General features: G+C 30.2%; 28 protein-coding genes. 4 read left to right on the top strand and 24 right to left on the bottom strand.

The features are described from left to right. Nucleotide 1: 1 nt before the first annotated feature. From JMO20_RS01975 to JMO20_RS01900, 17 genes are all read right to left on the bottom strand, one after another. Nucleotides 2–1,972, bottom strand: a complete 1,971-nt coding sequence (locus JMO20_RS01975; RefSeq protein ID WP_202707668.1) for a P-loop NTPase family protein — start codon at nt 1,970–1,972, stop codon at nt 2–4. Nucleotides 1,973–1,988: 16 nt separating this feature from the next. Next, nucleotides 1,989–2,795, bottom strand: a complete 807-nt coding sequence (locus tag JMO20_RS01970; RefSeq protein WP_202707665.1) for an AAA family ATPase — start codon at nt 2,793–2,795, stop codon at nt 1,989–1,991. A 19-nt stretch (nt 2,796–2,814) separates the two neighbouring features. Further along, nucleotides 2,815–3,030: a hypothetical protein gene (locus tag JMO20_RS01965; RefSeq protein ID WP_202707663.1), complete on the bottom strand. Its 216-nt coding sequence runs from the start codon at nt 3,028–3,030 to the stop codon at nt 2,815–2,817. A gap of 14 nt (nt 3,031–3,044) precedes the next feature. After that, the gene (locus JMO20_RS01960) at nt 3,045–3,893 is read right to left on the bottom strand and encodes a hypothetical protein (protein ID WP_202707661.1); all 849 of its coding nucleotides are present in this window, start codon (nt 3,891–3,893) and stop codon (nt 3,045–3,047) included. Between the two features lie 12 nt (nt 3,894–3,905). Further along, complete coding sequence (locus JMO20_RS01955; protein ID WP_202707659.1) at nt 3,906–4,649, bottom strand: P-loop NTPase family protein; 744 nt, start codon at nt 4,647–4,649, stop codon at nt 3,906–3,908. Then, a complete protein-coding gene (locus JMO20_RS20245; protein WP_279380035.1) occupies nt 4,642–4,773 on the bottom strand; it encodes a hypothetical protein in 132 nt (43 codons plus the stop codon). The genes JMO20_RS01955 and JMO20_RS20245 overlap by 8 nt, the downstream gene beginning before the upstream one ends. A gap of 12 nt (nt 4,774–4,785) precedes the next feature. Then, on the bottom strand, nt 4,786–6,207 hold the full coding sequence (locus tag JMO20_RS01950) for a hypothetical protein (RefSeq protein ID WP_202707657.1): 1,422 nt from the start codon (nt 6,205–6,207) through the stop codon (nt 4,786–4,788). 7 nt (nt 6,208–6,214) lie between these two features. Beyond that, complete coding sequence (locus tag JMO20_RS01945) at nt 6,215–6,574, bottom strand: hypothetical protein (protein ID WP_202707655.1); 360 nt, start codon at nt 6,572–6,574, stop codon at nt 6,215–6,217. Between the two features lie 22 nt (nt 6,575–6,596). Next, entirely contained in the window at nt 6,597–7,067 is a 471-nt protein-coding gene (locus tag JMO20_RS01940) for a hypothetical protein (RefSeq protein WP_202707653.1), read from the bottom strand. Between the two features lie 99 nt (nt 7,068–7,166). Continuing rightward, complete coding sequence (locus tag JMO20_RS01935) at nt 7,167–7,730, bottom strand: sigma factor-like helix-turn-helix DNA-binding protein (RefSeq protein WP_202707651.1); 564 nt, start codon at nt 7,728–7,730, stop codon at nt 7,167–7,169. After that, on the bottom strand, nt 7,723–7,890 hold the full coding sequence (locus tag JMO20_RS01930; protein WP_202707649.1) for a Spo0E family sporulation regulatory protein-aspartic acid phosphatase: 168 nt from the start codon (nt 7,888–7,890) through the stop codon (nt 7,723–7,725). Before JMO20_RS01930 ends, JMO20_RS01935 begins: the two co-directional genes overlap by 8 nt. A 26-nt stretch (nt 7,891–7,916) precedes the next feature. After that, nucleotides 7,917–8,840: a hypothetical protein gene (locus JMO20_RS01925; protein WP_202707644.1), complete on the bottom strand. Its 924-nt coding sequence runs from the start codon at nt 8,838–8,840 to the stop codon at nt 7,917–7,919. A 128-nt stretch (nt 8,841–8,968) separates the two neighbouring features. Next, nucleotides 8,969–9,301 carry a hypothetical protein gene (locus JMO20_RS01920; protein ID WP_202707642.1) on the bottom strand — a complete coding sequence of 111 codons (333 nt, stop codon included), beginning with the start codon at nt 9,299–9,301 and terminating at the stop codon, nt 8,969–8,971. Then, nucleotides 9,285–10,271 (bottom strand): ParM/StbA family protein, encoded by a 987-nt coding sequence (locus tag JMO20_RS01915; protein WP_202707640.1) that lies wholly within the window; start codon nt 10,269–10,271, stop codon nt 9,285–9,287. The genes JMO20_RS01920 and JMO20_RS01915 overlap by 17 nt, the downstream gene beginning before the upstream one ends. A 57-nt stretch (nt 10,272–10,328) precedes the next feature. Next, on the bottom strand, nt 10,329–10,997 hold the full coding sequence (locus JMO20_RS01910; protein ID WP_202707638.1) for a hypothetical protein: 669 nt from the start codon (nt 10,995–10,997) through the stop codon (nt 10,329–10,331). Next, the gene (locus JMO20_RS01905) at nt 10,940–11,188 is read right to left on the bottom strand and encodes a hypothetical protein (RefSeq protein ID WP_202707636.1); all 249 of its coding nucleotides are present in this window, start codon (nt 11,186–11,188) and stop codon (nt 10,940–10,942) included. Before JMO20_RS01905 ends, JMO20_RS01910 begins: the two co-directional genes overlap by 58 nt. A 131-nt stretch (nt 11,189–11,319) precedes the next feature. After that, nucleotides 11,320–11,553 carry a helix-turn-helix domain-containing protein gene (locus JMO20_RS01900; RefSeq protein WP_202707634.1) on the bottom strand — a complete coding sequence of 78 codons (234 nt, stop codon included), beginning with the start codon at nt 11,551–11,553 and terminating at the stop codon, nt 11,320–11,322. Between the two features lie 161 nt (nt 11,554–11,714). On the opposite strand from JMO20_RS01900, the gene JMO20_RS01895 reads away from it, so the two are divergent. The 3 genes from JMO20_RS01895 (at nt 11,715) to JMO20_RS01885 (ending at nt 14,128) form a co-directional block, all read left to right on the top strand. After that, complete coding sequence (locus tag JMO20_RS01895; protein WP_202707632.1) at nt 11,715–12,050, top strand: helix-turn-helix domain-containing protein; 336 nt, start codon at nt 11,715–11,717, stop codon at nt 12,048–12,050. Nucleotides 12,051–12,119: 69 nt separating this feature from the next. Then, on the top strand, nt 12,120–12,629 hold the full coding sequence (locus JMO20_RS01890) for an ImmA/IrrE family metallo-endopeptidase (protein ID WP_202707630.1): 510 nt from the start codon (nt 12,120–12,122) through the stop codon (nt 12,627–12,629). A gap of 86 nt (nt 12,630–12,715) precedes the next feature. Beyond that, the gene (locus JMO20_RS01885; protein WP_202707628.1) at nt 12,716–14,128 is read left to right on the top strand and encodes a nuclease-related domain-containing protein; all 1,413 of its coding nucleotides are present in this window, start codon (nt 12,716–12,718) and stop codon (nt 14,126–14,128) included. Between the two features lie 265 nt (nt 14,129–14,393). On the opposite strand, the gene JMO20_RS01880 is transcribed toward JMO20_RS01885, so the two are convergent. After that, nucleotides 14,394–16,064: a GIY-YIG nuclease family protein gene (locus JMO20_RS01880; protein WP_202707626.1), complete on the bottom strand. Its 1,671-nt coding sequence runs from the start codon at nt 16,062–16,064 to the stop codon at nt 14,394–14,396. Between the two features lie 401 nt (nt 16,065–16,465). Continuing rightward, complete coding sequence (locus JMO20_RS01875; protein WP_202707624.1) at nt 16,466–17,746, bottom strand: hypothetical protein; 1,281 nt, start codon at nt 17,744–17,746, stop codon at nt 16,466–16,468. Between the two features lie 304 nt (nt 17,747–18,050). Between JMO20_RS01875 and JMO20_RS01870 the strand changes: the two genes are divergently transcribed. Further along, nucleotides 18,051–19,667: a recombinase family protein gene (locus tag JMO20_RS01870; RefSeq protein ID WP_202707622.1), complete on the top strand. Its 1,617-nt coding sequence runs from the start codon at nt 18,051–18,053 to the stop codon at nt 19,665–19,667. A 123-nt stretch (nt 19,668–19,790) separates the two neighbouring features. Here the strand turns inward: JMO20_RS01870 and JMO20_RS01865 are convergent, their stop codons facing one another. The 5 genes from JMO20_RS01865 to JMO20_RS01845 are packed head-to-tail and all read right to left on the bottom strand — an operon-like array spanning nt 19,791 to nt 23,215. Then, complete coding sequence (locus tag JMO20_RS01865) at nt 19,791–19,931, bottom strand: hypothetical protein (RefSeq protein WP_202707620.1); 141 nt, start codon at nt 19,929–19,931, stop codon at nt 19,791–19,793. A 26-nt stretch (nt 19,932–19,957) separates the two neighbouring features. Beyond that, complete coding sequence (locus JMO20_RS01860) at nt 19,958–21,439, bottom strand: TrkH family potassium uptake protein (protein ID WP_202707618.1); 1,482 nt, start codon at nt 21,437–21,439, stop codon at nt 19,958–19,960. A gap of 1 nt (nt 21,440) precedes the next feature. After that, nucleotides 21,441–22,109: a potassium channel family protein gene (locus JMO20_RS01855; protein ID WP_202707616.1), complete on the bottom strand. Its 669-nt coding sequence runs from the start codon at nt 22,107–22,109 to the stop codon at nt 21,441–21,443. 1 nt (nt 22,110) lies between these two features. Next, nucleotides 22,111–22,542, bottom strand: a complete 432-nt coding sequence (locus JMO20_RS01850) for a potassium channel family protein (RefSeq protein ID WP_202707614.1) — start codon at nt 22,540–22,542, stop codon at nt 22,111–22,113. Further along, nucleotides 22,529–23,215, bottom strand: coding sequence for a response regulator (locus tag JMO20_RS01845; protein ID WP_202707611.1), 687 nt, complete (start codon nt 23,213–23,215; stop codon nt 22,529–22,531). The genes JMO20_RS01850 and JMO20_RS01845 overlap by 14 nt, the downstream gene beginning before the upstream one ends.

Here is a 23,215-nt window from a genome sequence, read left to right as displayed (position 1 = left end):
GTCACCTCCATATCTTACTTAGTTCTAGTGACTTAACCTTTATATCTTCAAAGGAATCTATGTTATGGTTTATTATTATATTCTCAATATTTTCAGCTGTTTTATCAAGCTTATCATCTTCTAGTACCACCTTAATATACTCTTCAGGCCTAAATACTTTCATTAGTTCTATTCTGTCATCCTTCTTCCTCATTCCCTTTTTAAGCCTGTTATATAAGCTATCAGATATGGTGTTTTTAACTGTATATCCTTTGATATCATCATATTCTACTATAGGTACTGTTTTATAAAGGCTATTGTCAGTTAAATTTAAAGCTGCAGTATAAAAAGTGTCCATAAAGGCTTCAACCCTATCATAACCCTTTAATTCCTGATATCTATTATCTATAGGTATTGAACTTGGAATAAATTCATATAGATTATAATATCTATTACCATCTAAATCTTTATCTACTTGAATACAACACTGAATTGTTCTAAAAACAACTGCTAAAGCCTCTTTCAGACTTTTATATATTCCTAATGTTAAAAGTGAATTTGCAAGTTCTATTGGTAATACATCAGGATTATTTGGGTGATAAGTGAAAATTGTAAACTCACTACCCCTGTTTCCTGATTTAATTATCTCTGCTGTCATCTTATCTTTTCTAACTTCACCTATTAGATTAATATTTCCTGAAGTTCTTAGAGTAAAGTTATATGCTTCTGTTGAATCAATATCGTTAGTCTCTTGAACAGAGAATATATTCCTATTTGGATATCTTCTCCTTAAATGAGCTTCAAATACTGCCTCTATAATTCTAACGGAGTAAAAAGGATAGGCATATTTAAGAAGTGATACCATCTTTGTGGTTTTACCTACTCCTTGTGGACCTGAAATAGGAAGAGAAGCGCCACCCCTTATAAGCAACCTTTCCCTTCTTATTACTTTTTCCCATCCTTTTAATGGTTTATCCTTATCCATTCCCTTAACCAGGTCTTCATTTTCATCTTCTTCAATACAAAACATTCTCACCCATGCAGCTCTACATTCGCCAAAGGGTTCTCTAGCTGCTGTCCTTCTAGAACCATCCTTTCCAAATCCAAGGAGATATCCATCTTTTCTTGAAAATTGATTGTTTTGCTCATATTTTACAAGTTGTCTATTTATTCTTTCTAGCTCTTCCCAAGACCCTAGAGATAAAAACTTAAAATGAATTGGATTACCATTATAGGTTACAACAATAGAATCATAGGCTTTTTTGATTTCTTTGTCCCTAAGTCTACTTGAAACTGGCATTATATCATCAACCAATCCTGTAACCCCTATAGCTACTTCATCTATATCCTGATATAAAAGCTCATCTATTACTCCATTTCCCTTATAGTCTTCATATATCTTTTGTACTAATATATCTAAGTGGTCCTCATATTCTATTTTAGGATTCTCGGAATTGTATACTTCCTTAATGTCATCTGTATTAATATAGAACATTTCTTCATCGAAATCATCTACCCTAAGTCTGTTGAAATTATACCTTTCTAACAAGCGAGAAAGTCCTTTCCTGCCATTTTTCTTCCTAAAGGTACTAAGTATAACCTTCCATGCATTTTCGACTGTGAGCTTGTCCTTATTAAGTTGTAAGAATTTATTTATATTCTCAGGTGTAACTATGTAATCTTCAGGATAGCCCTGTACGATTATTCCATCGTCCCTATTACTTGAAGTAATTAGTTGTCTTATATATGTTTTAACATAGTCCCTTTCTTTAGGGTCTCCGTAAGCACATTCGTCTAAGTACTCTTTTAGAAAATCCTTTCTCTTTTTAACTTTTTGATATTCTTCTTCTGTTTTCCCTTTAGCCAGCACTTCCTGTGTTAAGTATTCACTTATATATAAATCAACAAATTTCTTTAAGCTTTTAAAATTATATAGATGGGAATATCTAATTTTATGCTCTTTTCCTTTGCCCTGTAAACTGTTTAGAATCACCTTTACACCACCTTTACTATAAAAATGAGAATCCACTTCTTCTTTTATTATCAGATTCCCTTATTCTGTCTACTATTTCACTAATACTGTTTATGAACTCTCTATTATCGTCCTTTTTATCTATGTTGTAGTTACTTATCATCCACTCAACTAGTCTTTGATCACTAATAGATTTATGAAGTTCTTCATTATTGGGAATCTTATATATCTCCTTAATTCCATACCATCTCTTTATCTTTTTAAGATTAAAATGCTTATATGGATGATAATTACCTATAACACATATATACTTTGTTTTATCTAAAGCTTCATGATAAAATCTCTCTTTTCCACCAAAAAACTTATCTAATATATGGCCTTCCTGGGGAAGATTTACTATAACTAAGTCTGAATTTTCCAGTACCTTTTTAGTGTTCTTATTAAAAGTACCTGAATTTGTATCGATTATTACATAATCATAACTTTCCCTTGCACACTTTATAATATCTTTTAAGTGTTCAGTTACTTTCTCCCCGACTAAACTCTGCTTAGTAGAACCTAGAAGATATAGTCTATTTTCTATTACTCCACTTGTAAAAATCCTAAGCTTTTCAGAATCTAGATTCCTACTGTGGACAAAGGTATAAATTTGACTTGTTCCATCCTCAGCATCTTCTTTTAACAACTCCTGCATTCTTGAATATATAAACTGGCTATCCATAGAAAGCACTTGTTTTTCATCTTCTATAAGGCTTAAGTATGTCGAGATTAGACAAGCATTTGTGGTTATTTTCCCTTGCCCATGAACTGGACTCCAAAAGGAAATGACCTTCCCATTTTTCAAAATTATTCCTCCTCATTGGCTAATCTTCTATCCCTAGTAACTCACAAATATATTTTAGTTCTTCTAGTATTGCTTCACCACCTTCTGTTAAACAATCATCATCTTTAGCATGTTCTAAGACTTCAATTTTATCTTTAATATACTTGCTTGTTTCTTCTAACTTCTCTTTAACTTCCATAAAATTATCTTTTAAAGATTCTATGTCCATTTCAATTTCATCTAATAGATCTTCCATTCCCAAGTCCTCCTTTAACTGTCTACCTTGTTCTTTTTTTCAAAATTTTCGCTATCATTTGGCTTAATTTCAATCTTTATTTCATTTAATACTTCTACTATAGTCTCTAAGGATTTTTCATTGATATTTGGATCTCTTCTCATTGCTTCAATAATTTCTTTTTTTGGAGAATATGTAATGGCAGCAGGTTCTTGATTTTCAGGATCTAGGTATACTGTTACATAAAGCTCTCCACTATTTATCCTGCTTTCTATATCAGCTGCATTTATGAATTGTCTTTCAATCTCACTTATATTTATTGCTAATCCTCCCTCAATATCTTCAACCCTTTTATGGGAAATAACCACTTTATCCCTTTGGTTATCCTTGTATCTTATATCAACAATATCTCCCTTTTGAATATCTCTAGGTAATTTGATTTGGCTATATTCTTGTCTTCTCATATCATTTGTTACTTTTTCATCCTTATCTACTAACATATCAGGTGTTAAAATGGTTTTCTTTTGAGCATCAAAGCGAATAACCTTATTATTTAAATCTTGTATACTTTTAATTGCATTATCAGGAATTTCATCTAAGCTCATGGCCCTTTTACTAACTATATTTCTTACTAGCTCTCCTTGATTAACATTATCACTTAAGGTAAGTACTTCAACTTGCTTTTCCTTTTCGATATTTTTTAATTCATTTATGGTATTTAGCTTAGTTTGTTCTCTAACATCTGGAATCTTAATAAATACTAAGTACGAGGTTAACCCTACCAAGACTAGGAGAATAGGTGCTCCTCCAATAAATCTTTGAATCCAGTTTATCTTTTTTATATCCCTCATCCTTGGTGTATTCATTGCAGGTCCTTTTAACACTTAACCACCTCCCTAAACAATGTTTTTTACCTTAGAGTTGACGTTTGTTATATTACTGCATAACCCATATAAAGCTTTTTTAAGATTGTTGGTAAACTTATTTGTTTTTATATGACCAGTACTCTTGTTATTTAAATCCACTATCATATTTCTCTCTTCAAAAGGTATAAGTACTGCTTTTACTTCTCCAAGGGTGTTAAAGTACTTCTCAAAATATTCAAATTTGACCTTACAGTATATGGACTTATTGCAGACTATAGTTGCATTAATTTCATTTTCCTTTAATCTATCCTTAATTTTATTTAAAAAAATCTCCATTTGAGCTGCATTCTCTTCATGAAGGTCCTGGATAAGATATAACTCATCTATTGTTTTTACGCTGCAGCTTATTAATGACTTTGATGTTTCTAAATCTGAATCAATTATAACTAGGTCATACTCTTCTCTGATTTCTTCAACCCTTTTTAATAATACCGATGGTACTAAATCTAAGATCACCTTTGAAGTAACTGTGAATATATCTATATTTTCTCCATATGGCAATGCTCTTTTATTCCCATTGCCATTTAGAAGCTCAAGTAAACCAATCGTGTCCTGGTCCCTTCCAAAACAAATATTGTGATATATTCCTTTATTCTTAGAGATATCTACTACAGCTATTCTCTTATTGTCCTTAGAAATTATTTTTGCTGCATATTTAGCTAAGAAGGTGCTTCCTGTTTTTGGAGCTCCAGTAAAAAGAACAACTTTACCCATTTAAATCTCCCTTCTTTCTCAAAGCATTAGTTATATATACCTCATCATCTTCCTCATTTATAGGATTTACAAGTATTAACAATCCTATGGCCATACTAATAACTATTGGAATTACGACTTCCATTTCATCACATCCTTAATTATTCTTCGGGTATATGCTACTGCTAATATCTTTTATGGTTTTCTTCGTTTCTCTACTAAGTCCTGAAAATTTAAACTTTTCTTTCGTTAACCCTTTCCGTGTGTACTCTATATCCTTCTTATTTAACTCAATCATAAACATTTCTCTTATAGGTTCCATTGATACTTCCTGGAGTTTATTTCTGATTTGACTCTTTCCTAATCCACTCTTTGTATAGTTGTTTATTACTACGTTAAGCTTAAAAATACTAGTTACTTCTAATACTTCAACAAACAGCTTAATTTGTTCTAATATTTTTAAAGGATCAGGATTTAAAATAAAGAGTACCTGGTCGCAAATCATAAGGTACTCTTTAAAAAGATTTAGTTCTTCTTCACTTTCTGGTCTCTTAAAATCAACTAATACAATATTATTTTCACGCTTAATATTTTCAATTACATGAAAAAAATCCCCACCCTTTACTTTAGGGACTTCTATTTCAGGATTCGATGTATATATTGCTAAATTAGGACTTTCTAGCCAGGGGTCATTTACTCCATTTATCAATTTGTTTAATCCATCTTCATCTTCTTCAGATTTAAAAAAGTGATAAAGTCCTCGATTACTTGTAAAATCAACTCCTGATACTATCTTTTTCCTTTCCTCAAGTTCTCTAAGAAGTGTGGAAGTAATAAATGTTTTTCCTACTTCTCTATCACCAACAACTGCTACAACCTTTTGGTAATCCTTTGGAGCAATAATATCCTTTTGAATGTGTATTTTCTCTATTACATGATGTCTAGTTGTTTCTAGCTTCCTAATAACTTCTTTCATTTGAACCTGAGGAGTAATCTTTACTTCCTTAGTTTCCTGAGTATTATTATCCTTAAATAACCCTGACACATTTTTTAGCTGCCTTTTAATGATACCCGAATTACTCAGTTTTAGTTTTTGAATCTTATTGTTTTTAGATTTACTTTTTTCTTTCATGCTAGATTTCTTGGTCTTCTTATCCTTTTCCTCATCTTCATCTTCGGTCTTGTTTTGTATTATACTCTTTATATCCTCAATCTCATCAAGATTAATAAATTCTACTCCGTTTACTTCCATCTTGCCATAAATCAAATAATTGATTTTAATTGTGTCAATTGCTATTATCCTTATATATTGAGGAATTTCATTTGTTATATACATAAGATTTTCTTTACACTTTAGATCTGTTGTTAATATTACTATGTCTATCTCATTATTATTTAACGAACTTATCATTTCATCCTGGTTTGTAGCTCTGCCAATTATTTTAGCTTCTTTTAATCCTGAGATATTCTGTTCTAATAGTTTATATTTGTCATCTTGGGAAGTAGCAATAAGTATTCTAAATTCTTTTTTGAGAATCTCTTCTATAGTTTTTTCTTCACTTTTACTAATCTTCTTCACCTCCCATTTAATATATGAAGTCATCTTCTATATCTTCATACTTATCATCCATTCTTTTTTCATAAGGTTTTTCATTAAAAGCTGGCCTGATTATACCTTTATCTATAAAGCCTAGTAGTTTTAACCATCCAGGACTGGCCAGTAGAATTCCTGCAATAATTCCAATAGTCAGTATTTGTATGCTTTTTTTATCAATTCCTCCACCTTTGCCTATTAACAATCCCACAGTTCTAATTCCTAGAAAAATCAATGCTCCTAGTATGATAAATACTCCTAATATAGTTATGACTGTTGCTCCTATTTGAAAGAAGCCATCTAATGCATCCCAATTAATGATTCCTGCTTTAGGGGTTAGATATTTTCCCATAACTCACTCCTTAGTTCCTTAGCTATATATTAATACTCTCATATAGAGCCCTTCTAGATGAACTATCATTATTTTCATTATTATTTTCTTCTTGTTTGTTTATTGTATTTTCACCAGGCTTTACAACTGTCGAATCAATAAATCCGAAGATCTTTATCCATCCAGTACCAGTCATTAGTAGTCCTACCACAACTGCAGTTACAACTACCCCAATTTTCTTTTTGTTCCAACTGTCTTTACCCCTAATTGAATTTAATGTCCATATTCCAATGACAACTAAAGTTCCAACTATAATAATTACACCTAATATTCCTATACCAAGCATAACGAAGAATAAAGCTGGACTTACTATATTAAATACATCGTCCCAAGGTATTTTCCACCTATTACCTATTTGACCTATTACTCCTCCATCAGCAAACGCAACACTTGTCATGTTAGTTAATACTACAAAAGTTGCCATTAATATCATAATTAATTTTTTATTCTTCACAATCTATCCCTCCATAAATACTTAATTTTTGGTAAAAAAATAAAGCATAAGGTTTTTAATAACCTTTGCTTCTAAGACTTTCCCTTATTGGGCACACCTCTACCCCATTCTAATGCATGTAATTTTGTTACCCTCCTTCATTAGTTTTCTCTTGATTCTATTAAGTTGTGTTTTAATAGCACTTGGTGTTGTGTTTAAACTATTAGCAATTTCCTTTTTAGTCTTTCCTTGATTACAAAGCTTATATATCTCCTTCTGTTGATTGCTAAGTAAGTATACTTCCTTATCATTTTTATATTTGTCAAACTTTTTGAGCACTTGTGTATATATATCATATACTGCACCCCGTTTCATTTTAAGCTTGTCTGCTATTTCTTCATAGGATAAACTTTGCCTTAAAATAGCTATTTCCCTTTGTCTATCAGTTAGGTTTAGATCTTTAATCTCTTCTTCATCTAGGCTATTGAACTCATATATAGCTTTATTCTTGACTGCCTTTTCAGCTTCTTTAAGTCCACTTTTCATTGACCTAGCTATTTCCAAGTTAACGTCTCTAGAATTATTCTTAGGTTCATTCTTTTCTACTTCTATAAAGTTACTAAGCTTGCCTAAGCTTTTCTTATACTCTTTATGATTTTTAGCCCATGAATTCCATTTAGTCATTTTTATACCTCCTAATTCTATTCAATCGAGTTCTTTGCTCCTTTACTACCAGCTTGTCTAATTTCTGACTTTGTTCAAGTACTTTATCATTAATTAATTCATTGTTATTATCAGTTATTTCCAAGTGTAGATTATGTCTCATATCTTCTAATTTACTCATCTTCCTTGTCCCCCTTATGTTGGTAATTATAATATACCTTTATGTAAAAGTTCACTTTCAATATCTAAATCCATTTCTGCAATGGAATTATATATACATACTTTCAAATATCCCATAGTACTGCTAATTTGCCTAGTCCTGCAAGCATTTTCAAACTTCTTTAGTGCATACTCTATTACTGGTAAAGTTATCCTTTTCATATCTTTTCTAACCATTTCTCGAGGAATGTAGTTATCCCCAATTTGCAATCTCTTATCACTAAAATATAAAAGTCGTAGTGCCTTTTCTATAGACACCCTTTTTGATTTGTCTAGCAAGTGTAATTCACAATTTTTAATAATTTGATTAAATTTGTTTAATTCTATCTTGTCAATCTCGCTTTCATTATTTGAAATACTTTTATCTTCTTCTGACTGATAGACTGATTTATAAATATTAGAATTATTATAAATATTAGAACTATTATATGTCGTCGCAAATTGCGACGTCGCAGTTTGCGTCATCGCAGATTGCGATGGCTCATTTTCGGTCGTCGCATTTTGCGATGACTGGGTATCTTCTTCAAATTCTTCATTTGCATCAAATCTATTTTCCCATTCTCGATATTTCTTTAGTGGTTCTAAGGGAATATCGTCATTCAATACATAGATATTCTTATTACTTGCTCCCTTTTTTATATCTACCAGTCCACATTCATAAGCCTTTCTTAGCAATCTATAAAATTTGTTATTAGAAATATTAAATGCTTTATATAATGCAGGATTATTTTTAAATATTAATCTATTTGCTCCTTGTTTATATAAGCTCCTATCAATAAACTGGGTAAATGTTACATAGAAACTTACAAGATCAAAGTCATATTCCCTTATATTATCTAATACACCATAGGTATCGCTGAAAGTAAGTTGTTTTCTGCTTCTTTTCCCACTTCTTCTGATTTCATAACTCACTTATTTCACCTCACTTTTATAGGAGCTATTTAACTTTCTTTATTATGAATATATCTGTAGATATATTTAGATATATAATGTTTGGCCTTTTGTATATCTGTAGATATATTTAGATATATGAAACTTTATCATTCATCCTGATCAAACTTTTCAAACTCTGCAAATGCATCTTCAAAATCACCATTATTTATAATGTCATGAATATTATCTTTATGATTATTTACTACATTAATTGTTCCACTATTAAGTAAAGTCAACAATTCTTCTTTAACTATTTCCCTTATTCTATATTCGTCTGCTTTAAATCTTGGATTATTATTTAAAAAGAATCTAACCGCTTCACATACAAATATTGAACCATTATTATTCTTATTTTCTTTTTCTATTGCATTGAAAACATCCTTATATTCTTTAATATTGATACTGATTAGTTTCTTCTTAATATTAGATTGATCTTCCATTATACTTCCTTACCCCATACAATAGATTTCCTATTACTGTTATATATTTACCATCTTTGAATACTTCACTGACGTTACTTAGGTTTTTATGTGCTTTTATTTCTTCTGTTAATGATAAAGATGTGCCTCCAATGAAATTAATTTTATCCATATCTTTAAAATATACTTTCTTATTTGCAGCTTCTTTAATGAACTTCTCGATGTAGTTGCACTTTGAGTTCTTAATTATCTCTCTAGAACCTTCTACCTCAATACCCCAATCTTCTACATAACCATTTCCCAAATACTTCAATATGTTTTTCTTATCAATTCCTTGATCAAGTTTTGCCTCCAGTAACTCTATAGTGTCGTTTTCTAATTCAATACCACCTAAATCCAATGAAATTATTCTTTCTATAGCTCCATTATTGTACACTGTGATCCCAATGTTAAATCCACCTATATCTACTACACATACCTTACCTGCTTTGCAAAACTCAGGATACTTAAATTTAAAACCAATTCCTTCTGGTAGGAAACAAGTGTCTTTAATAGTAAAACTAAAATCCTTATCATTTACGCTAATTAATTGTTCTTTTTCTTCTAGATAAAAATCTATATATTGTTTTTTTAGTTCTTTAGATTTATAGCTTGTCCCTGGTATTGTATTGATTAATACTATTTCATCTTCATCAGATGGTTTCTTATCCTTAAGCATTCTAGTTACAGCTGTAAAAGCAGCTATTTTATGTAAGCTATTCTTCTTAGTCCTTTTGTCTAATGAATCTAATTCTCCTTGTGCTCCCACTACAAGCTTTTGTTCATTATATTTTACTAAAAAACTATCTTCTCCTACTATATCTGAATCATTTAATTCATTTATCTCAGTATATTTAGTAGGAAAGCTGTCCACTTTTATTTCGCCATCTTCACTAAGCCAAGCAAACTTAGTAATTCTTTTACCTGGATCTACACTGAAAATATGTAGCATGAAATCCCCTCCCATTTTTTTTAGTTATTAAAGTTATTACTGTTGTCTTTACTTACATTAATTGAGATGTCTCATATCTGTAGTATGTTGAAAGTTAATGTTTTTCAAGTCAAATATAGATATCTGCTCTTTAAATATATCTTGGGATAAATTTTCTTCTTTTCTTTTAGAGTCTTCTTTTGTATTTTTTGAAGTCCCTACTTTTTTCATTTTGTATTTTTTTATAGATGCAGCCTTTTTTCCTATTCTTTCAATATATGCTGCAATTCCTTTGTTAATAAAATATCTCTTAATTTCCGAAGCTGTACTCTTTTTTATTGCTCGAATATTAAAATTTTGAACATTATATTTTATACCATCTATAGTTATAACTACAATGCAGTATGCTCTATCTGTTTCAGTAGTTTTTTCTACCTTACATCTGTTAAAAACTTGTTTTTCTGTATGGTATATATTAATTTCATCTAATTGTTTAAGCAATTCTTGTTTCTGATTATAGTCTAAGGAATATGTATAGCTCCCATAACTGCTTCTTTTCCCAATATAGAATTGCCTATTGTTTATAACTAAATAAAATTTGTTTTTCTTGTGTTCCTCGGAATAAAAATTATATCCTTGCTTTAGTCTTTTTCTATATAAGCAATTGTTTCTTAGCTCAGAAATATCAGTTATACAGAAGCCCTCTTCTGAGCATTTCCTAAATCGTGAACAGCATCCAAACTCCATTCATCTTCTCCCCTTGTTTCCTTATTTATCTTTCTCCTTTCATGTTCAATTAAATGCACATATGCTTGGTATCGTTTTTCTTCTGGCAATCTGTTTATTAAGCACTTTTTAGCATATGCAGCTGCCTTTGCCACCCTTTTTTCAAGAGCTTTTTGATTTGGTATAGTTACGATAACATTTATTTTTTGCATGTGCATTCCCCCTTTGCTTCAATCTATGCAACTTATGGTTTGTACTATGATATGTGATTCATATTATGTAGTAATGAAAATATAAAGGTGATTAATTAAATATATAGAATTTAATAATTAATCATAAGACTTTAGTTGTGGTAAGTTGCATCAAAAGCAACACTGTCATCAAAAAAAATTCTTAGTATGTCTTCATCGTCTAACTCTAGTATTTCTTTTAGCTTTTTTACTTCACATACACTAAAAATGATTATGCCGTTTTCTCTCTTAGAGTATGAAGTTTCACTCATGTTTAACTTCTCTGCTAGAGTTTTCTGCGTATATCCCATTTTTATCCGTATTGATTTTAGTTCCCTAGGTAACATAACAAACCTCCTTTAGTTGTTTTTACATCAACTTTTATTTATATTATATACTTTTAACGCAACTTGTCAACGTTTTTCAGAAAAAAAGTTTCTCGAAACGCAATGTTTATTACTTAGGAAGCAACTTTATGTATAATATTAGTTAATAGGACGGTGATAAAATGGCTACTTTTGGAGAACGCTTTAAAGAACTTCGAAAGGAAAAGAACTTAACTCAAGAAAAATTGGCTGTAAAATTTTATTTGAATAAAAGTTCTATTTCTAGATATGAACAGAATAAACAGATTCCTGAAATAGACTTGTTAGAGCAGTTTTCAGATTTTTTTAATGTATCTATCGACTACTTATTAGGCAAATCAGATATTAGAAACCTAAATGATAAAGTTAAAACTATGGCTCTACATAGAACAGATGGATATGCAGATGATCTTCCTGAAGAAGCTCAAAAAGAACTTGAGGAGTATTTAAAGTACCTTCGACATAAATATAAGAAATAATGTAACCTATTCTATCAATCTTCTGCCTCAGTTGAACATATACTTTATACTTAATGGAGGTATTACATAATGAGGAGTAAACTAAAAATTTTGTTTGACCTTTGTGATGAACAAGGAATTATTATCGATTATGGTAATTTACCCAATAATGTTCTTGGTATGTACGTTAAAAATATGGACATGCCTGCTATTATTGGTATTGATAGATCTATAGAAAACAATGAAGAGCAACTATTAATTGTTCTTGCTGAAGAATTAGGCCATCATTTTACTACTACTGGTGAATTTGTTGGACCTTTTTTTCATTATAGAGATAGATTGAAATTGAATAAAGCGGAGTTAATGGCCATGAAATGGGCAGTAAGGTTTTTGATTCCTATACAACAACTTAAGGATGTTTTAAGTGCAGGAAGTTGTTCTTTTTCTGATATAGCTAACAAGCTTCAAGTCCCTACTGAAATATTATATAAAAGACTTGAACTTCTATCACATAAGTATCAGGTAATTGATATTGGATACAATCAATCTTTAGTGCTTAGTAATTGGCCGAATGTTTATGTAGCGAATAGATTTAATTAACTATATTTTTTTACCTATGTGAGAAATATTATGCAAAAATGGTATATTCTAAAGTAGTTTTATTTTTTCATGGAGTGGGTGGTATTATGGCTAGGATTGAATTTCAAAATTATAAAACCAAGAGGCATTTTAAGAAGTTTATAAGAAGAATAAATAAGCAAAGAGAAGTTAGTACAGATAGGGATAGAAATCTAAAGATAAGATTAAAATATATGCGAAAGATTATACAAGGTCATTTAGGAGAGTTTAGGGTAAGATTATTTTTGCTGCTATTTTTATCTAGAAAATATACAGTGATAAATAATGTATGTATTGAGGTAAATCCAAATGATTTTATACAAATTGATCATCTCGTAATAGGCAGAAATGGGATATTTGTTGTAGAAACTAAATCATGGAGGGGCAACTACCATTGTGATAAAGATTCTTGGAATTATGTTGATGATTATAGCAAAAGAAAAGCTGTTGCTAATCCTATTTATCAGCAAGAACGCCACCTTAGTTTAATTAAGACTTATCTCAAAAGAGTTCTGTCAAGCTCTAAATATAATGAAGTGAAACATCATTTTACCGGGGTAATCATATTACTAAAGGGTAAAATTAATCAGTATACAAAAAATCCTAACTTTGAAACAAGGCGAGGTGCAATGGCGGGTGCTATATATATTAGAAACCAAGTTGGTTCCAATAATATCTCTGATTCCACTCGTGATGATATTTCTAAAGCTATATGTGATGCGCAACCTCTTGATCATTTAGAATGGATGAATAACAATTTTGATTTTGAAGATGTTAGAGCTGTGAGAATCAAAGGTACCTTTGATGAAGCTCGAAGTCTTAGAAGTACGTATATTTCTAAAGGCTATACCGCTTCAAAAATCAAGACTTCATATGGAGAAAATACTCATGCGTTTTCTGTCACACCTAATGAAAGGTATTTTTATCTAAATGATGAAAAACCACCAATTTACAAACGTTTTGCTTTCAAGCCAGTGATAAATAGAAAGGCTGTTATCACTTTCTTTGTTATACTTCTTATTTACAGTAACTATGGTACTATTAGGAATACTTTTTTAGATGTAAAATCAAGTATTCTTCAAAGTAGTGCCAAGCTTGCAAATAGCTTGAATTCAGATGATGAAAATGAAAAGCAATCAAATGAAGTCGATAACATCAATAATGTAGTAATGACCTTTGAAGTTAAGCTTAAAAAGGACGTTGGAACAGGTGTGACTGGAACTTACATTTCAATTGAAGATAATGGTAGCCATCTTTTTAAACCAGGACTATATGAAGAAGGTACTAAATTCATCTTCTATAATGATAAGAAGGTTATTTTAGAACAAAATGGTGAGTTAATTGAAAAGTATGTTGAGGGAGATATTTTAGAAATCGAAGTGGCTAATTCCCACACTATAATAACTCATGGAGAAAATACATATAGGGGCTTAGGTTATTTTGATTACAACTTTACTACTAACGAGATAGATGATTATTGATAAATATTGTATAGTACTTATGATATGTTTTTCATTGCCCTTACTATAGATAAATATTTGCTAATGTGAAAAACTCTCCTCTGAGGAGCTTTTTTATAATGTTCTTTGCTTAATTTCATTATTCATATCATATTGTTACAGAATTCTAATATGATAGGTTATTTATCGTTATAACATATAGGCTTCCTAGTATTATATTTAATAGATATATATATTGGCTTTACCCTGTATAACGCCTTTAGCACAGTTTCGATACTTCTTCAAATTAAGAGAAGTGTTTTAGTAAAATTTCTAAAAGTTCTTCTATTTTTGGTATAGAAGATTTAAGTATAAACACATTATCAACTTCTAATATATTTTTATCTGATTTATAATGTCTATTATCATAAGCGATGATAAGAATATTAGAATTAATTTCCCTCAAATTTTTAATCGCAGATATTGCAGGGTCATTATTCCTTTTTATTTTGAATATAATGCAATCATAAGTTCCTTTACTTGCTAGGCGAACTCCTCTAGTATAGTCATTTGACCTTCTTGTCTTTATTCCTTCTTTTTTAAATCGCTCTTTATAATATTTTTGGGTAAACATATCGTTGTGAACAAATAAGATTTTTTTATCTTCAAAACTAATTCTTTTTTCCATTTTATTATAAAGAATCTGCCTTTGTATATAACTCACATTTGAAAGACACCATTCCATTACTTTTTTAGATTGATTTGATTCCATCCTAAAACTCATATTTAAATTCACATTATTTATAATATTATCTATAGCTTCTTTTAAATCCCAAAGTTGATTCTTTTCAAACTCATAATCATTTACTCCTGTTTTAAGTTCTGTAGTTAATGTAATTAGGTGTAAATCATTAGAATTATGTGTTATTTGAAACTGTTCTGGTCTGAAGCAGTACATTCTTTTATAATCCTTTTCGAAGTACATTTGATTTATGGCTTGATTCTTGATGTAATACTCTTGATAAATGTTCTTTTCGTCATCTGTGTATAAAACAACTATTTTTACTATTTCTGCACTATATTGATAGTCATTATAAAACCTATTCATGTTTGATATTACAAAATAAACACCACATTCATTTTTCTTCAATCTTGGAAAATGTATATCACAACTCAAGTTTCTTAAAGGAAAATCAACATAATCTTCATAAGGGGTTAAATATTTAATAACAGCACTTTTCCTCTCTGCTAATCTTTTATCCCAGTACAAGTCTGGATTATTAAGAACATTGTTATACTCCACATCATATTTTTTATTTTCATCTGCTCCATGAAAACTATAATAGATATCTTTTCTTAACTCTTCAATTCTTATATCTCTGACTTTTTTGCTAATTAAACCATAACAGTAAAAATAATTGAACTTACAATATCCATCCTTAATATACTTTTTTATCTCCTTCAACTCAGCAACTGATAAATTATTCTTATCTTCATTAGTCATTTTTTCATAATCCTTTGACAATAAACTCGTGACTGATGATAGTTGATTAAAACCAACAAATTCAGTTTTAAACTCTGATATGTGCTCAGTCTCTTTGTCTAGCAAAGAATTTTTATCACATTCTTCTAACATTATCATGTGAAAATCGTTTAGGGAACAGTTGTGTTCCACCATATATTTAAATACCTTACAACTTTTATATCTGCCTTCATAAAATAAATCTTCTAAATATGCTGTATAGAATTTTTTTGTTAAACGATTTAATGCCATTAACTCTTTTAAATGATCTTTATACCTTCTCTGGATATCACTTGTTTGACCAATATAAATTGGCACAATATGTTTATCTGTAAAATCATCAATATAAATCATATAAATCCCTGAAATTTTATTATATTTTGATTTATTAGTCACTTCATTATGATTTACTTTTATCAATGTTTGAACTTTATGCTTAATTAAATCAATATCCATAGCATCCCTCTTTCACTTTCCTACAATTTCTTTATCAAAATCCTCATATTACATAGATAATTAAAACTAGAATTTCATTAAACTTACATACGGATTTATTAGCACTTTTCTGTGTATAAATTCTACTTTTTATATATTTATTAGTAGCAATCTCTCCATCTCTAGTAGCAGGTAACCTGAAAAATCTATTATACTCTACGTTCCAACCACATGACTGTTTCTATATGATCTTTATGATTTAGTATGTATTTTTAAAGGTTATCAGATATTAATTAATTTATTTTATTTCTATGTACACATATTAATCTATATCGCCATGTCTTATAACGTCTAAGGATTTGCAACATTGAGTGCTCTTCTCAATCTCAATCAAGCCAATGTTAGACGAAGAAATTTTAGCACTATCCTGAAAACAAAAACTCCCACATATCTTCTTCAGATGAAAAACTACGAGCAAATGCAAATATAACAGTTAAGAGATTATATAACATATTTTCTAAATCAAGTGTTTTCAATTCAACACTAACACCATGTGCGATTTTATTTCTAATATCAGTAAAATTATAAAGGTAATCTAATTTTAAAACAAGTTCATCATAACTTCTATTAGTATTAATTCTATCAAACACTAACTTGTATTTTGTTTGCAAATTTCTCTGTTTATTACTGAATTCTCTAATTTCCTTTTTTAAATAATCATCAATAACTTTTTTGTAATTAATTATTTCTTGATTTATTAACTTATTATGCTCATCTTCAATAAACTGAACATAGTAACAATGTTCTTGTTTTTTATCTTGACTACTCCCATCTTTATATTCACAATTATCTTTAAATGAACAAAAATCATCACAATACATTCCTTCACTAAAGTCAAGCAAATCCTTCCCAATTTTATCAGCAGAGTTTTTAATCTTTTCATAATTATCAATTAGAAACTCGAAATATCCATCATATAGTATTTTGACTAAATTATCAAAAGATGAATATAAAGCATAAAAAGCATACTTAATATTTCCTTGTTCCATATGGTATATTGCTGTATGGACATAGTCAAGTATATTTGTTAAGCTATCTTTCTTAAGTCCAAAAACCTCAACTTCTAAAGTAATCGGATTATGATTAATCAACTTATTTTTACACTTATTATGGCACTTCAATTTGAAATTAAGTTCCTTTTTATTAATATTAAAATCAAAGGTTGAGTGAGTAATATCAATACTCTTTTTATTTTCATCTAAAACATTTAGTACTTTAAAGTGAGATATATATTGCAAGTTAGACATAGATAGTTTTCCGGTAATTAGTACTTCTTTATATTCATTAAACAATAGTTCATAATTTAAAATCTTTATTCTATCTAATTTTTCTTCATAAAAATTTGTTACTAAGACCATGGAGTAATATGGATTGATACTAATAAGTTTTTTAACAAAATCTTTTTTTGTTATACAATTACAAATATTATATTTCTTTTTAAGGTCATAATAGCTATTTCCACTTATAGGAATATTAATTAATTTTGTCATATAGCTTGTATAAATAGAAGTAATATTTCTTATAAATTCTTCCGTTATAATATAGCTTCCTTTTCGAAATTCATTTAACTCTTTTCTAGCTTTATGTACAATCCAATCATAATTCAGAGTCATCACCCACTCTATAATTTTTTTGACTAGCATCTTCTTACCATCACTATGTCGCCGAAATATAAAAATACATTATGTTCACGAACACAGTCAGTAATATCTTTTTTATCCAATGCACTTCCCTATATTATATCATAATTTCCATATTTATGTATATTTGTGCATCTTGCAGCAGGATATTAGGACTTCATTGTTTTCTATATAATTTTCTATAATTGCTTCTCAGTTATTGGCTTGAGAATAACCTGTGTTCTCAAAAGTTAAAAGAGGTAATCTCTCTAATAGTTCTAGTTACTTATACTAATTGTTTTGATATAATATCCTTGAGGTGATTAATTTGAAAATTGCAATTTACTCTAGAAAATCTCGATTCACAGGTAAAGGTGAATCAACTCGTAATCAAATAGATATGTGTAAGGAGTATGCTAATAATCATTTCTCTGTAGATAGTTTTATCATATATGAAGATGAAGGCTTTTCAGGGAGCAATTCAGATCGTCCTGAGTACCAACGCATGTTAAAAGCAGCTAAAAGCGGGAAATTTGACGTTTTAATATGTTATAGACTCGATAGGATTAGCCGTAACATATCAGACTTCTCAGACACCATAGAAACCCTAGAAAGAAATGATATCTCTTTTGTCTCTCTGAAGGAGCAGTTTGATACTTCTACCCCTATGGGAAGAGCGATGCTTTACATTGCTAGTGTATTTGCTCAGCTGGAAAGAGAAACTATTGCAGAACGTATTAGAGATAATATGCTTAGCTTAGCCAGATCAGGCAGATGGCTAGGGGGTAAGACACCAACAGGATATGAGAGCGAACCAATTACATACTTCGATTCAAATATGAATAAAAAAACTATGTATAAGCTTAAACAAGTTCCTAAAGAAATAGAAATTGTTAAAAAAGTCTTTAGAAAATATTTAGAATTTGGTAGTTTGAATCAGATAGAAGTCTGGTCAACTATGAATAACATAACCACTGTTAATAATAAGTTTTTTGATATAACTGCAGCTAAGGGCATTTTAACAAATATGGTATATGTTAAGGCTGATGATATGATGTATGAGTATTGCAAAAGGCATAATATGGACATAGCCTCAAATAAATCTGAATTCGATGGTAAACATGGTCTAATGACATATAATAAAAACATTGAACGAAAGGGTAAGAGTCATAAGCTAAGGGATAAATCTGAGTGGATTGTAGCAGTGGGAAATCATAAAGGAATTATTGATTCATTTGATTTCATTAAAATACAAGAAATGCTTAATCAAAATAAGTTCCAGGCCCCTAGAGAAGGAACTAGTAAAGTTGGATTAATAAATACCCTCTTAAAATGCAAAAATTGTGGTAGTAGATTTCGTATTCTTTATGGTACTAAGAGAAGTGATGGCACAAGACCTCACTATTATAAATGTAGGTTAAAAGAGAAATCTAAGGGTACTAAATGTTCGGTTCCTAATTTAAAAGGAGAACAACTTGACGAATTAGTGGTGAATCATATAAAAAGCCTTGCTAAGGATACTGGTGAATATTTCAATACTCTGAACCAGGATAGAGACTATGCGAGATCCCAGACAAAACTTCATGAAGATAATACTAAAGAACTAATATCTCAATTAAATGAAAAAGAGAAAATTATCAGTAATTTAACTATACAGCTAGGTGAAAACGAGGCCTCTACTGCGAGTAAATATATTATAAAAAAGATTGAAGAGCTTGATAAAGATATTAAGTCCCTTAAGAAAATAATAAATAACGCAGATGAAAAAAAGGAGAACTCTTTATATCAGCAGAAAAATATTGATATGATACAACATTTACTCACTTCTTTTGCTGAAGATGCTGATGAACTTGAACATAATGAAAAAAAGAAAATGCTTAATATGATAGTTGATCAAATACTTTGGGATGGAGAAAATTTAGAGATTAAGGTATTTGGAGAATAAGCTGAATGTATTTATCTTATATATAACTAAAAGTTCACTTAAATTTAAAATTTTATCCTGATATATTTAATCAAAAAGAAAGGATCTAATTGTTAGGTCCTTTCTTCACATCAACTCAAAACGTTATTTCATTTCCTTTATTGTATACCCCTTTATCTTCATCTTAAGTTTCCATATAAACTCTTGAAGAGATGATTTGAATTCTATTTTTCTTCTATATAAAATATTCCCTCTTTTTATCTCAAATTCTCTCAACCTACTCATAAAATCCCCCTTAACTATTAACTACTCTAAGCTCTATTCTTAGAAATTAATCTTAGATCCTTAAATATTTTAATACCTGCAAAGAATATTACAAAAAACTCAAGCCTTCCTAGCATCATACCTACAATTTCAGTCCATAGCACCATAACTGGAGCACTAGGTGACGTTATTCCAACTGATAAACCAACTGTACCTAAGCTTGATGCAAATTCAAACATTGAATCTTGCAGGTTATATCCATGAGCCAGTAATATCAGAACTCCTATGGCGTAAACTATAAAATAAATGGTCGTGAACGTCCCAATTTCAAACACATGGTCTTTTGAAACATAATATTTGCCTTCAGGTCGATTTACATATTCCTGTCTAACAGACCTCTGGGGTAGAAAGTAGCTTTTTATGTTCCATATTAATGATTTAATCATAATATAAACTCTGTACTGCTTCATACCACCTGCTGTAGAACCTGCTCCACCGCCTATAATCATAAAAATTATTAGAATGAATACTCCAAAGCTATTCCAATCACCATATCCCACAGTAGAGAATCCTGTTGTTGATAAGGCAGAAATCGTTTCAAACAATCCTACTCTTATACTTTTAGATATAGATTCATAAAGAGGAATCATACTAACAAATATAATTATAGGTATTGCTAAAGTTAAGAGTAAGAACATAAATCTTATCTCTCCAACCTTGAAGAAATTCTTCACTTGTCCCTTCAGTAGTATAAAGTGTGCAGCAAAATTTATTGTTCCTAAAAACATTAATACTATCGTAATTAGTTCAATTGCTAAGCTATCATACTCTCCAATACTACCAGTTACAGTTGAGAAGCCTCCAGTAGATAATGCAGCTATGGAGTGGTTAATTGAGTCAAACCAAGGCATTCCAGCTAAAATATATAAAATAACTCCAGTAGTAACATAACTCATATATATCATCATTATTAGTTTTGTGGACTTAGCAACATGGGGCAATAGCTTATCTGATCTACCTTCTGCATTATACAATCCCAATCCATGGGGTCCAATGATTGCTGATAACATTACCACTGCTAGACCAGCCCCACCAAAAAGCTGCATTATACTTCTCCATAGCAGAAAAGTATTTGGAGTCTTAGTTACATCTACAACTGACAGTCCAGTAGTTGTCCACCCACTCACAGCCTCAAACATAGCCTGAGTAAAATTAAGCTGACCTGATAATATAAAAGGAAGTCCTGAAATTACAACAGTCAATAGCCAAGACAGTACAACTATAACTCCACCTTCGTGAAGGGTTAAAGTTTCTTCATTTGCATATTTCTTGCTCCGTCTCATTAACAAACCGCTCATAATAGCTAATATTGAAGGAATTAAAAAATAAAATATTTGATTTACTTCCGATTGATACACTGGTAATATTAATAATGGCAAAAGCAGTGCAATACCTACTCCTATCAAAATTATTCCAACATATCCAACTATCAGCTGATAGCGTTCTCTTAATTGTTCTAAATAGATCATCTTAATCAATCCTTCCCCTTATAGCCGTCAATACATCTGATTGTACCTTGGGTAGAGATAATATTATAAGTTTATCTTTGTTTAATATGACAGTGTCACCTCTAGGTATAACTGCATTCCCATTTCTTATAATGCATCCAACAATTGCTTCCTTTGGTAGATTAGAATTAACTAATTGCTTTCCTAATATATCATGGTCTTTATTAATTTCAACTTCCATAATTGCAACTTTTCCTTCTTCAATTGGAATAAGATTGGTTATTTCATCTACAGATATCTTCTGTTCAATTAACGACGATATGATATCTGATGTACTTATCACTGTTCCAACACCAAGACGATTAAAAACATCAATATTCTTAGGGTCGTTAACTACAGCAAAGGTTTTTCTTATCTTAAATATTTTCTCAGATAATTGACATATTACAAGATTATCTGGGTCTTTTGGTGTAAGTGCTATCACTATGTTAGAATATGCAGCTCCTGCATCTTCTAAAACATATGGTTTTGTTCCATCTCCATATACTATTGAAGCTTTTTCATGCATTCGTGCTAACTTTTCACAGTGTTCTTTTTTATTATTGATTATTGTTACATTGTATCCTTTAGAGATAAAAGATCTCGTTAAGAAGTGAACTTCTTTTCCTCCTCCTACAATAATGATATTCATATTAGCCCTCCCCTTGTCCTTCTAAAATAATATTTCTAAAGGCAATTGCCGATAATTCAGTAGGACATATGGTCTCAATATCTAGTTCCTCATAAACTTTTTGCCTTGATGGTTCAAATAACCTAGCAACCACTTTATCAACGTTATAGATAGATTTAGCTATTTGAGCTATCATTATATTAGTGTTGTCATCATTTGTAGTTGCTACTACAACATCTGCCCTTTCAATTTTAGCTTCAAGTAATGCTGCCTCTTCAGTGGCATCAGCTTCAATTGTGAATCCACTAAATTCATCGGATAGTCTATTAAAGGCATCCCTATCATTATCTATTACTACTATGCTTTTTCTTGCCTTAGAGAGAAGGCTAGCGAGATTTGCACCTAGCCTTCCACATCCAACAATAATTATATATTCATCCTTATTCTTCTTCATCGAAGCTTCCTCCTAAGCTTATACCCTTAGTAGTATACCTCATTTGTATAGTCCTTTCTAAATTTTTATCAGCAGTCTTATAGGTTGGGTCTAAGGCTAGGGCTGCTCTATAATGTTTTTGAGCTCTTTGAACATCCCCTTTATATTCTGCTAGTACTCCAAGGAGATTATGGGGTATTGGTGATGATGCGTCTTCTGCAATAGACTTCTTTAAGTATTCTTCAGCTTTTTCATAATCTCTAGTTAATATACATTTCTTAGCGAATTCAACAATATCTTTAAATGATTCTAATTCATCTTCATTTAAAGCCTCTCTGCCCAATACATCATTTACTAGCTTTCGTATTTCTTCAGGAGTAAAGGGTTTGCTAAGGAAATCAATTGCCCCTAATTTCATTGCCTCAACAGCTTTTTCTATGGTTCCATAAGCGGTCATCATGATTACATTGATATTATTCCCTTTATCTCTTAATTTTTTTAACACTTCCATCCCTGTTAGTCCAGGCATTTTTATATCTAAAAGTACTAAATCAAAATCATTACCTTCTAGTTTATTTAGTCCTTCTTCTCCATTGACTGCTAGCTCAACATCATAGTTTTCACCTTTTAAACATTGACTCAAGGTCATCCTAATGTTCTTTTCATCATCGACAACTAATATTTTTTTACTCAT

Source organism: Sporosalibacterium faouarense (genome assembly GCF_016765695.1).
Classification (GTDB): domain Bacteria; phylum Bacillota; class Clostridia; order Tissierellales; family VENL01; genus Sporosalibacterium; species Sporosalibacterium faouarense.
The sequence above is the reverse complement of the archived record's forward strand: the minus strand, read 5'-3'. Positions and strand labels throughout refer to the sequence as shown.

Bases quoted from the DNA above. Each gene is read 5' to 3' on its own strand.
- JMO20_RS01965 (WP_202707663.1), bottom strand. From the start codon at position 3,030: ATGGAAGATCTATTAGATGAAATTGAAATGGACATAGAATCTTTAAAA.
- JMO20_RS01955 (WP_202707659.1), bottom strand. From the start codon at position 4,649: ATGGGTAAAGTTGTTCTTTTTACTGGAGCTCCAAAAACAGGAAGCACC.
- JMO20_RS20245 (WP_279380035.1), bottom strand. From the start codon at position 4,773: ATGGAAGTCGTAATTCCAATAGTTATTAGTATGGCCATAGGATTGTTA.
- JMO20_RS01945 (WP_202707655.1), bottom strand. From the start codon at position 6,574: ATGGGAAAATATCTAACCCCTAAAGCAGGAATCATTAATTGGGATGCA.
- JMO20_RS01935 (WP_202707651.1), bottom strand. From the start codon at position 7,730: ATGACTAAATGGAATTCATGGGCTAAAAATCATAAAGAGTATAAGAAA.
- JMO20_RS01930 (WP_202707649.1), bottom strand. From the start codon at position 7,890: ATGAGTAAATTAGAAGATATGAGACATAATCTACACTTGGAAATAACT.
- JMO20_RS01920 (WP_202707642.1), bottom strand. From the start codon at position 9,301: ATGGAAGATCAATCTAATATTAAGAAGAAACTAATCAGTATCAATATT.
- JMO20_RS01915 (WP_202707640.1), bottom strand. From the start codon at position 10,271: ATGCTACATATTTTCAGTGTAGATCCAGGTAAAAGAATTACTAAGTTT.
- JMO20_RS01910 (WP_202707638.1), bottom strand. From the start codon at position 10,997: ATGGAGTTTGGATGCTGTTCACGATTTAGGAAATGCTCAGAAGAGGGC.
- JMO20_RS01905 (WP_202707636.1), bottom strand. From the start codon at position 11,188: ATGCAAAAAATAAATGTTATCGTAACTATACCAAATCAAAAAGCTCTT.
- JMO20_RS01900 (WP_202707634.1), bottom strand. From the start codon at position 11,553: ATGTTACCTAGGGAACTAAAATCAATACGGATAAAAATGGGATATACG.
- JMO20_RS01895 (WP_202707632.1), top strand. From the start codon at position 11,715: ATGGCTACTTTTGGAGAACGCTTTAAAGAACTTCGAAAGGAAAAGAAC.
- JMO20_RS01890 (WP_202707630.1), top strand. From the start codon at position 12,120: ATGAGGAGTAAACTAAAAATTTTGTTTGACCTTTGTGATGAACAAGGA.
- JMO20_RS01885 (WP_202707628.1), top strand. From the start codon at position 12,716: ATGGCTAGGATTGAATTTCAAAATTATAAAACCAAGAGGCATTTTAAG.
- JMO20_RS01880 (WP_202707626.1), bottom strand. From the start codon at position 16,064: ATGGATATTGATTTAATTAAGCATAAAGTTCAAACATTGATAAAAGTA.
- JMO20_RS01875 (WP_202707624.1), bottom strand. From the start codon at position 17,746: ATGCTAGTCAAAAAAATTATAGAGTGGGTGATGACTCTGAATTATGAT.
- JMO20_RS01865 (WP_202707620.1), bottom strand. From the start codon at position 19,931: ATGAGTAGGTTGAGAGAATTTGAGATAAAAAGAGGGAATATTTTATAT.
- JMO20_RS01860 (WP_202707618.1), bottom strand. From the start codon at position 21,439: ATGATCTATTTAGAACAATTAAGAGAACGCTATCAGCTGATAGTTGGA.
- JMO20_RS01855 (WP_202707616.1), bottom strand. From the start codon at position 22,109: ATGAATATCATTATTGTAGGAGGAGGAAAAGAAGTTCACTTCTTAACG.
- JMO20_RS01850 (WP_202707614.1), bottom strand. From the start codon at position 22,542: ATGAAGAAGAATAAGGATGAATATATAATTATTGTTGGATGTGGAAGG.
- JMO20_RS01845 (WP_202707611.1), bottom strand. From the start codon at position 23,215: ATGAGTAAAAAAATATTAGTTGTCGATGATGAAAAGAACATTAGGATG.